Annotated in this window: 8 protein-coding genes; 2 read left to right on the top strand and 6 right to left on the bottom strand. The window is 68.8% G+C overall.

The window, feature by feature from the left end; genetic code table 11:
- Positions 1–333: 333 nt before the first annotated feature.
- Both G7A99_RS04890 and G7A99_RS04885 read right to left on the bottom strand, forming a co-directional pair.
- On the bottom strand, positions 334–606 hold the full coding sequence (locus tag G7A99_RS04890) for a hypothetical protein (RefSeq protein WP_163139079.1): 273 nt from the start codon (positions 604–606) through the stop codon (positions 334–336).
- A 135-nt stretch (positions 607–741) separates the two neighbouring features.
- Positions 742–1,569: a uroporphyrinogen-III synthase gene (locus tag G7A99_RS04885; RefSeq protein WP_163139078.1), complete on the bottom strand. Its 828-nt coding sequence runs from the start codon at positions 1,567–1,569 to the stop codon at positions 742–744.
- Between the two features lie 266 nt (positions 1,570–1,835).
- Between G7A99_RS04885 and G7A99_RS04880 the strand changes: the two genes are divergently transcribed.
- Positions 1,836–2,465, top strand: coding sequence for an exopolysaccharide biosynthesis protein (locus G7A99_RS04880; protein WP_163139077.1), 630 nt, complete (start codon positions 1,836–1,838; stop codon positions 2,463–2,465).
- 14 nt (positions 2,466–2,479) lie between these two features.
- Here G7A99_RS04880 and G7A99_RS04875 read toward each other — a convergent pair whose 3' ends face one another.
- Complete coding sequence (locus G7A99_RS04875; protein WP_163139076.1) at positions 2,480–2,926, bottom strand: DUF488 family protein; 447 nt, start codon at positions 2,924–2,926, stop codon at positions 2,480–2,482.
- A 41-nt stretch (positions 2,927–2,967) separates the two neighbouring features.
- Here G7A99_RS04875 and G7A99_RS04870 point away from each other — a divergent pair, with 41 nt between their 5' ends.
- Positions 2,968–3,735, top strand: coding sequence for a DUF429 domain-containing protein (locus G7A99_RS04870; protein ID WP_256379699.1), 768 nt, complete (start codon positions 2,968–2,970; stop codon positions 3,733–3,735).
- Between the two features lie 46 nt (positions 3,736–3,781).
- On the opposite strand, the gene G7A99_RS04865 is transcribed toward G7A99_RS04870, so the two are convergent.
- The 3 genes from G7A99_RS04865 to G7A99_RS04855 form a co-directional block, all read right to left on the bottom strand.
- Complete coding sequence (locus tag G7A99_RS04865) at positions 3,782–5,062, bottom strand: DUF1329 domain-containing protein (RefSeq protein ID WP_163139074.1); 1,281 nt, start codon at positions 5,060–5,062, stop codon at positions 3,782–3,784.
- 29 nt (positions 5,063–5,091) lie between these two features.
- Entirely contained in the window at positions 5,092–6,558 is a 1,467-nt protein-coding gene (locus tag G7A99_RS04860) for a DUF1302 family protein (RefSeq protein WP_163139073.1), read from the bottom strand.
- 156 nt (positions 6,559–6,714) lie between these two features.
- Positions 6,715–8,682: RND family transporter (locus G7A99_RS04855; protein ID WP_240466101.1), on the bottom strand; the 1,968-nt coding region annotated here is incomplete at its 5' end.

The following is an 8,682-nucleotide window of genomic DNA, read 5'->3' as shown; positions in this document are numbered from 1 at the left end:
AGGTCGGCTGCTCAGGGCAGCCGACATCTCCGGCATCGCCAGACCGAACCGCCAGGCAACAGGTTGGCTGCCAGGAGCAGCCGACCTAAGGGAACTGGAGCTGCCCGGCACACGAAACGCTACCCCAGCCCGCTGCACTGCGGCAGTGGCGGCGGGAACGCGCGTAGTTCGTGCGCCGCAGGCGTGCGACATTCCGGCTCGGTCACTGAAGACGTCGCACACGGCCCGCGGCCGTGCACGACCTACCGGTCTTCCGCTCCGGAAACATGCAAGGGCGGCTGCTCCCGGCAGCCGACAGACCGGGCTGGCGCGCACGCACACGGCGGCAACGGCTCAGATAGACAGAGAGACGGCCGTCCAGAGCACCGGAAAGCCGATGAGCACGGTCAGCCAGAGAAGCACGGTGTCCGAGCACCGGTCGAGCAGCCAGAAATACGGGAGCGCGAATCCCCCCGCGATGGCCGCGTGCAGCAATGCCGGCACGCCCCCTGCCCCGAAGACGAGACCGAGGGCGAAGGAGACCCCCGAATACACCACCGCCAGCAGCACGGGCCGCCGGTACAGGGTCACGAGCCAGCCGAAGCCCACCAGCATCAACACGCCCATTAGGGTCCCGGCTCCGCCGTCCGGCCGGCAGGTACGGGGTTTCCGCGGCGCCCGTGCGGCGTCCGTGCGCACACCCCGGGCCCGGGATGACCGCGTGGACCGCCGGGACTCACCCGGCGCTTTCTCGCGACAAGGCTAGGTGTCATCCCCCGCGCCCCCGACGTGGGCCACGATCTCGCGCACCAGGGGTTTCATGAAGTAGCTGTCCGCGGGCACCAGTGCCGGCGGGAAGCCCCGCGCCGACAGCGTCTCCGCCACCACCGGCCCCACGGCGGCGATCACCGTCGCCGCCAGGCCCCGCCCGAGGGCGGCCTCGCGGCCGGTGGCCGCGGCGCAGGCGAACAGCCGCTCCACCTGGGTCTTGCTGGTAAAGGCGATGACGTCCACCCACCCCTCGGCGAGGCCGTCCACCAGTGCGGCCACCCGCTCGTCCTGAGCCGCGTCGGTGTAGATGTAGGGCGCCACCGGCAGTACGTCGGCCCCACGGCCGGCGATATAGTCCAGCAGCTGAGGGTTCGGCGCCCCGTAGAGCTGCACACCCACCCGGCTGCCCTCCAGCGCCTCGCGCTCCAGGGTCGCGATGACGCCGGCGGTGGTGGGGGCATCGGCGGCCACGTCCGCACGCAGGCCTATTCCACGCAGCGCCCGCGCGGGCTTGGGACCGCGGGTGAGCTTACGTGCGGTCTCCAGGCGGGCGACGAAGCGGTCACGCCGACCGGCACGCTCGGCGAAATCCAGCAGTCGGTACAGGCCCTCGCCGGTAAGCAGTACCAGCCAGTCCAGCCCGTACGCGGCGACATCGTCGAGCCAGCGCACAACGGCGTCGCGGTCCGGCGTGTCCTCGATGCCCACCAGCGGGCACGGCCACGTGGACGCGCCGCGCTCCTCGAGCATGCGGGCGAACAGTGCCAGCTGCCGGCTCTCCGGCAGCGCCACGGTCACTCCGCGCAATGGCTCTTTCATATCGGCTCCGTATCCTTTCGCTCGGATGCCCAGTCTACCGCCGGGTCTGCCCCGCCGGCACGGATCGGGGAACCCGTGCACCCGCGGCGATGTCGGCTATGCTCGGAGGATCTACACACACGGGGCTGCGCCTCGGGAGCGCCACGAACACGGCGCTCCGGCCCCACACCGGTTGCGCTCGCGTGTTCCGGGCGCCCGGTGCGCGCCGTTTACACCCTGACCCGGCACGGCGCGGCCCCCGAAGCAATCAACGACACGGATCTGCCATGGATGAGTCCGGGGACACGTATCCCATCGCCGCGGAGGACCCGGAACCGCCCCGGGGGTTCGCGGATCTCGTCGAGCGGCTGATCGCGCTGGCGAATACGCGCCGGCGGCTGTCCATCGAGTCCATGCTCGCGGTGAGCGGGCAGCGCTCGTTCGGCCCGCTGCTGCTGCTCGCCGGGCTGATCGCCACCTCGCCGCTGAGCGGCATCCTCGGCGTCCCCACGCTCACCGCCGCGATCGTACTGCTCGTGGCCGGCCAGATGCTCGCCGGCCGCCGCCATATCTGGCTGCCCCGCTGGATCCTGTCCCGCGCGCTGCCGGCGGCGACCACGGCACGGGCCCTGCACACGATCCGCCGCCCCGCCGCCGTGATCGACCGGCTGCTGCACCCGCGGCTGACACTGCTCACCGCCGGCACCGGCAACCGCCTGGTCGCCTGTGCCTGCGTGGCCATCGCCATCTCCATGCCGCCGCTGGAGCTGTTCCCCTTCGCTGCCACATCCGCGGGCATCCTGATCACCCTCCTCTCCCTGGCGGTGATCGCCAACGACGGGCTAATCGCCCTGATCGCCCTCGCCCTGGCGGCGCTGATACCCGCCACGGTGGCCGCACTCGCCGCACAGGTGTGACGGCTTCCGTGCGGCTACCGCGGCGGCAAGAGGTCCTGCGAGAGGATTCCGTCGCGGCGGCGCAGTGTCTCGGCGATCAGCCGCCGGTGGCAGCGCTTGGGGTCACGCTCGTAGCACATCACGCACGCCACCTCCCCTTCGACCAGACCGGCCAGCTCGGCCAGGGCATCCCGCGCCACGGCGGTGTCGAGATGTTCCCGGTAGAGGCGTTCGAAGGTCGCCATGTCGCCGGCCTTCGCGGCTGCCTGGGCCGGCGGGGGCGTACCCAGGTCGGGACGGCTCAGGTAGCGGATGCCGCGCTCGGCCATGCCGGCACCGAGGTGCTTGAGAGCGAACTCGCGGCGGCGGGAGTGGGGGCTCAGCCGCACGTCCACGAGCACGCTGACCCGCGCGTGTGTCAGCGTGTCAGTGAACGCGGCGAGTGACGCACGCTCGTAGCCGATGGTGAAGAGCCGGCTCAATCCCACCTCCCCTGACCGCGCCGGGACATCATCGCCGCAGTATGGCATGGCAGCCGGATGCACGGTTCCGCGATACTCGCCGGGGCGGAACACGGAGGACACACCATGATCGTGGCGGGAATGGACGGCTGCCGGGGGCGCTGGCTCTGCGTCTGGGGCGATCCGGGGGTCCCTGGGGCGCTCCGGGGCGGCTGCTGGACGAGCCTCCCGGCCTGCTGACCCTGGCACCGGCACCGGTGGCAGTGGGCGCGGACATCCCCATCGGCCTGCCGGAGACCGGCCCGCGCACCGCGGACCGCATGGCACGGCAACGGCTCGGCCGGCCGCGCGGCAGCAGCGTGTTCCCCGCCCCGCTCCGCCCCATGCTCGCCGCCGGCGACTACGCCGAGGCCTGCCGGATCGGGCGCTCGCGCGACGGCCGGGCCCTGTCACGGCAGACTTGGCAGATCGTGCCCCTGATCGCCGCCATGGACGCCTTCGTGCTGGCCGCGCCCGCGCGTCAGGGCTGGGTCCGCGAGGCGCACCCGGAGCTCGCCTTTCAGGCGTGGAACGGTGGGATCGCCATGGCACACGGCAAGAAACGCCCTGCCGGGCGGGCCGAGCGCGAGGCGCTGGTGGAGACGACATTTCCCGACGCACTGGCCGGACTGCGCTTGCAACTGGTCGGCCAGGGCTACGCCGCGGACGACCTGCTGGACGCGATGGCGTGCTTCCGCACCGCGGCACGGATCGCTGTGGGCGAGGCGGAGTGGCTGCCCGCCAACCCCGAACGGGATGCCCGCAGGCTGGCGATGGAGATCGTGGTGTAGGCCCGCCCCGCGTGAACGGGGCGGGCCCGGACCCGTGGCGGGGGAACTACTGGGCGAGTTCCTCGAGCTGGCCGCTGGCCGCCTGCTGCAGCACCCGCGGGGTGAAGCTGTCGGCGGTGAGTTTCGGCGTGTTGAGCTTGTCGGCGACGATGTCGATGTAGGTCGCGCGCTCGCGCTGGAAATCGATCGCCTGGGTGTGGATGAAGCCCAGCCCCGGTTCACCGTTACCGGCGGTAATGGGGCCGTAGGACTGCCGCCACATACGCCAGAAGTCGCCCTTCTTGTCGTAGATCTCGCTGTGGTAGATCAACGGGTAGTCGGTATCCATGTACAGGACCTTCTTGCCGTAGGGGTGCTCCTCCGGCGGGGTGGCCTCGATCACGAACACCTCCTGGGGACGCCAGGTCACGTTGATGGGATTCCAGTACGGCGGCTCCATCGCCACCTCTTTGTCCAGCGGGTACTCCTCGTTGGGGTTGTGGGCATCGGTGACCGTGAGGATGTAGCGGCGGTCGACGACCTTCCAGTCCTCGTACCAGAGCGGGTAGGCGTTGATACCCTGGTTGTCGTCGTTGAGCAGGTCCATCTTGGGCTGCGGGTCCATCCAGGACTGCCCACCCGCCACGCGCCGGGTGCGGCGGATGGACTTCACGTACACCCAGGCATCGTCCGCCTTGCCGGTGTTGTACTGCTTGGTGAAGATACCGAGGCCCGCGACGTCGTAGGGCTCGGTGAGCACCAGCAGGTAGTTGGCGTGCTCATCCTCGTTGCCCAGGCTCACCGGCTCGCGGGTCGTACGCCCCTCCATTAGCATTTTCGCGCTCACGGCGGTGAAGCGGTCGACCACCCCGGAATCCGCCTCCATCACCCGGGTGTCGCCGATGGCGATCCAGTTATCGCCCATGATCGGGTTGGCGTAGTAGTGGTTCCAGGCGAGCTTGTAGCCGGCGTCCGGGTCGTCCTCGGAGACGTTGGGGAAGGGGATACCCGCCACGTAGCCTTCGACCTTCTTGGTCTCCGGATTAAGGGTGGCCTTGCCGGCGTACTTCTCCGTGGCCTCGAAATAGGCCGGATCCAGCTCCGGCTCCCTGGCCTTGCCGAGCTTCATGGTCAGCCCGTAGTCCCTGATCCACATCTCGAAACGGTCGGTGATCATGTCGCCGATCCGGACGCCATCCAGGGTCCTGTCCTTGAGCGTGTCGTAGTTGTCGGCGCTGAGCACCGTGCCCTCGGCGACCTCCCCGGCGACCGCCGGGGTGGCCAGCGAGCCGGCCAGGGCGGCCAGAAGCGCCGACGAGAGCAGCCTGCGTTTCACTGCGATGGTCATGTCGTGTCCTCCTCGGCCCCGGGGGCCTGTCAGAACTGGTAGGTGATCCGGGTGTAGAACTGGTCGGCCCCGTCGAAGGAACCGAAGAGGCTGTTGCCCCCGCTGCTGCCCTGGTGGCGACCGCCGTAGAAGAGATCCAGCTCGTGCTTGATCCGCCAGTGGCGGCCGATCTGCCATTCCACCGACGGCACCACCACACCTCCGCCGTTGCTGGCGTCGTGAACGAGCACCAGCTGACCGGTGATGGTGTCGTGGCGGTACGGCAGGGTGAGGATGCCGGTCAGCCAGGTGGTGTTCTCGTCCTCGGTGCTGCCGAACGAGTTACGCACGGCCTCCGGATCGTCACGGTCCTGGCTGTGACCGTCGATATAGGTGTTGAACGCCTGCAGGCTCAGCGTGCTGGAGTTGCTGGTGCCGAACATATTCTGCAGCCGCAGGCTGGTGTCGAGGCCGAGCATCAGCCGGTAGGTGTCGTGCTCAGTGACGCCGAGGCTGAAGTTGTTGTAGGGCTGGTCGGGCACGTAGGCCAGCTCGGCACGGTAAACGCTGTCGATGCCCGGGATGTAGCCGCTCAGGGTCCCGCCGAAGATGTCGATCTCCGGGTAGACGAAAGCCAGGTTGTTGGGCGCATCGGGCCGCGTGGTCGGATACAGGACCGGGTTCTGCCCCTGGGTGTGGTAGTAATTCAGGCTGTAGGCGATGCCGTCGTATTCGCCGAACGCCCCGGACCAGCGGAAGCCGTAGTGCGGATCGTTGGTGTCGCCCTTCTCGTGGTGGTACTCGATCGGAAAGATGCCCTGGGTGTTGAAGCCGCGGTTGCCGAGCCCCGCCCATCGCCCCCCGAACAGGTCGTAGGTATTGCCCACTTGCTCCCCGGCATCCCAGCCTGGACGGAAAAGCAGCTGCAGCTCGCCGGTCAGCTCCGGGACCCGGACGTTGACGTTGGCCAGCGTCAGCGGCTTGCGCCAGTTCTCGTTCTCCGGCTCCAGGAATGAGCGCCACGACTGATCGTAGCCGTGGACCACGTCCATGGCCTGGAAGAAGTCGGTCTCGCCCCACACGACCTGCTGCTTGCCGAGCCGCATGAACACGCGGTCCGTGGGGTTGAGGTCGACATAGAACTCCCGCATCTCGAGCTCGTTGAGCTCGTCCTGGAAGTCGGCGCGCTCCCCGGTCCGGGCAGTACTGTCCTCGAGGCGGTCGAGGTAGTTGGTCATTCCCTCGTAGGTAGCGCGGCCTATCGCGGTCACCCGTGCCGGCCCGACGTCGCCGCGTGCCTGCAGCAGCGCCGTGGTACGGGCCATCGACAGATCCCCCTTGTCGTCTGCCGACGTCTCGGACACGTCGTCGAGGTTCCAGCTCAGGTACTCGCGGACGTAGCCGTTGACGTCGAATCCGCCGATCTCGGCCGCCGATACCGTTCCCGCAAACCCGAGCGACAGTGGCAGCACCACCCCCGCCACCCCCGGCGCAATCCACCGTTTTGATGCCTTCATCGTTGTGGTCTCCCCTGTTCCGGTATTTCCCGTGTCGTTGTCTCCCGCAGCGCCGAGGCGGGACGCCCCCGCCGGTGCCCGGCATCACTGCGGCTCACTCTCCCTCTCCTGGCTCGTACCGGCGGCGGCTCCCTCCACCACCGCCACGCCATCGCGTCACCGCCGGGCGGCGGCACGCGCGGGCGTCCTCCCGGTCTCCGCCGTCACGTCGGCCTCCCACGCCGTAACCGCGCCTTCGGCGGCACGCACCTCACCGTCCTGCGGCGCGGCCGCATCGCCGGCGACGCCGAAGATGAAACGGGGGCGGATCAGGTAGATCATCGAAGGGATGACCACCAGTGCACTGATGGCGGAGACGCTCATCCACAGCGCGATGAGCAGTCCCATTTCGGCCTGGAAACGCAGCGACGAGAAGAAGTACCAGAGCACCACCGAGGCGATCATGGTCGCCGCGGTGATGATCACGCCGCGGCCGGCGGTCAGCAGCGCGAAGCGGATGCTCCGCTCGACGCTGCCGGTATGGGCGTAGCCCTCGCGGATGCGGTCGGCGATGTAGAACGCATAGTCCACGCCCAGACCGATACCGAGAGCCGCCACCGGCAGGGTGTTCACATTCAGGCCGATGCCCTGCCAGCTCATGAAACTGAAGGTGATGGTGTTGGACAGCACCACCAGCGGCAGGAAGAACAGCCCCGCCTGCGGCGAACGGTAGGCCAGCGCGCAGAAGGTGAAGAGCACCAGTAACGCCAGCGCGATGCTCTGGATCTGGCCGGAGAAGATCACCTCGTTGACCGCAGCGAGCACACCGATCAGGCCACCCGCGAGCCGGTAGTGCATGCCCTCCACCGGGTGCTCGTCAGCGAAGTCCTTCACCGCCTGCACCGCCGTGCGGATGGTGTCGCCCTGGTGGTTGCGGAACGCCATCTGGACGGCGCCGTTGCGGTACTTGGTGTCGGCGAAGCGGGCGATATCCCCCGGGTCCGATCCGGACAGGGCGATGAACAGGATCTCCCCGTTCACCATCTTGCTGTCGCCGATCTTGAAATAGCGGGGGTTACCCTCGTGGAGGATCATGTTGACCGGCCGGATCACGTCGGCCAGGGACTGGGTACCGCCGACGCCGTCCTGCGCCTCCATGTAGGCCTGAAAGCGCGTGATATTGCGCAGCACGTCCGGGCGCTTGAGGGTGTTCTCCTTCTCGCCCTCGACCGCGACGAACATGCGGTCGCTGCCCGGGAAACGCTCGTTGATGGCGGCATCCGCCTGGTTGTACTCGGACCCCGGCCAGAGGATCGGCGAGCCCGGGTTGGCGTCGCCGACCTTGATGTCCCGGGCGTACCAGCCGGAGAGGGCGAGCACGAGCAGCGCCACACCGAGCACGGCCAGGGCACTGCCCCGTCGCGTGGTCAGCCGGGTGCAGCCCCCGAGGAAGGCGGTCATCGCGCCATCCGCGCCCACGTCCACGAGCCGCCGCTCGTGACCGGCGCGCACCCACGACAACGCCACCGGGATCATGACGATCGTCCCGATCACCATCGCGCCGATCCACATCGCGCCGATGACCGCCGCCTTCTCCAGCAGCGGGATAGGGGTGAGCGCGACCACCAGCATGGCGCCGGCATCCGTCGCCAGGCCCAGCAGGCCGGGACGGAAGAGCTTGTGCAGGGTGACCTCCGCGGCCCGGCGCGCGTCCAGCACGCCGTTGCGGCGTTCATTGTCGAAGCCGGCATTGAGCTGAACGGCGTGGGAAATGGCCCGCGCGGAGATCAGGAAGGTGATCACGATCGCCAGCGGGTCCAGGTTGATCCCCAGCAGGCTGATCGCGCCAAGCACCCACACGCCGGTGACCGCGCTGGAGACCAGCGGCAGCAGCATACCCCGCAGCGTGCCCTTGGCGATGAGGAGAATCAGCGCGATCGCGAGCACGATCATGCCGACGATGCGGAGGGTCTCCGGCAAGTGCTCGATCACCAGCCCGGCAAGCACCGGCTGGCCGACCATGCGGACCTCCAGCCCGTCGCGGCGGGCCCGGTTCACGACCTTCTCGAGCTGCGGGTAGACCTTGTCGTAATCGATGAGCCGGTCAATGAAATCGACGGTGATGACCGCCGCCTTGAGGTCCCG

It is taken from the genome of Arhodomonas sp. KWT (genome assembly GCF_010993615.1).
The sequence above is the reverse complement of the archived record's forward strand: the minus strand, read 5'-3'. Positions and strand labels throughout refer to the sequence as shown.

Bases quoted from the DNA above. Each gene is read 5' to 3' on its own strand.
- G7A99_RS04890 (WP_163139079.1), bottom strand. From the start codon at position 606: ATGGGCGTGTTGATGCTGGTGGGCTTCGGCTGGCTCGTGACCCTGTAC.
- G7A99_RS04885 (WP_163139078.1), bottom strand. From the start codon at position 1,569: ATGAAAGAGCCATTGCGCGGAGTGACCGTGGCGCTGCCGGAGAGCCGG.
- G7A99_RS04880 (WP_163139077.1), top strand. From the start codon at position 1,836: ATGGATGAGTCCGGGGACACGTATCCCATCGCCGCGGAGGACCCGGAA.
- G7A99_RS04870 (WP_256379699.1), top strand. From the start codon at position 2,968: ATGGCATGGCAGCCGGATGCACGGTTCCGCGATACTCGCCGGGGCGGA.
- G7A99_RS04865 (WP_163139074.1), bottom strand. From the start codon at position 5,062: ATGACCATCGCAGTGAAACGCAGGCTGCTCTCGTCGGCGCTTCTGGCC.
- G7A99_RS04860 (WP_163139073.1), bottom strand. From the start codon at position 6,558: ATGAAGGCATCAAAACGGTGGATTGCGCCGGGGGTGGCGGGGGTGGTG.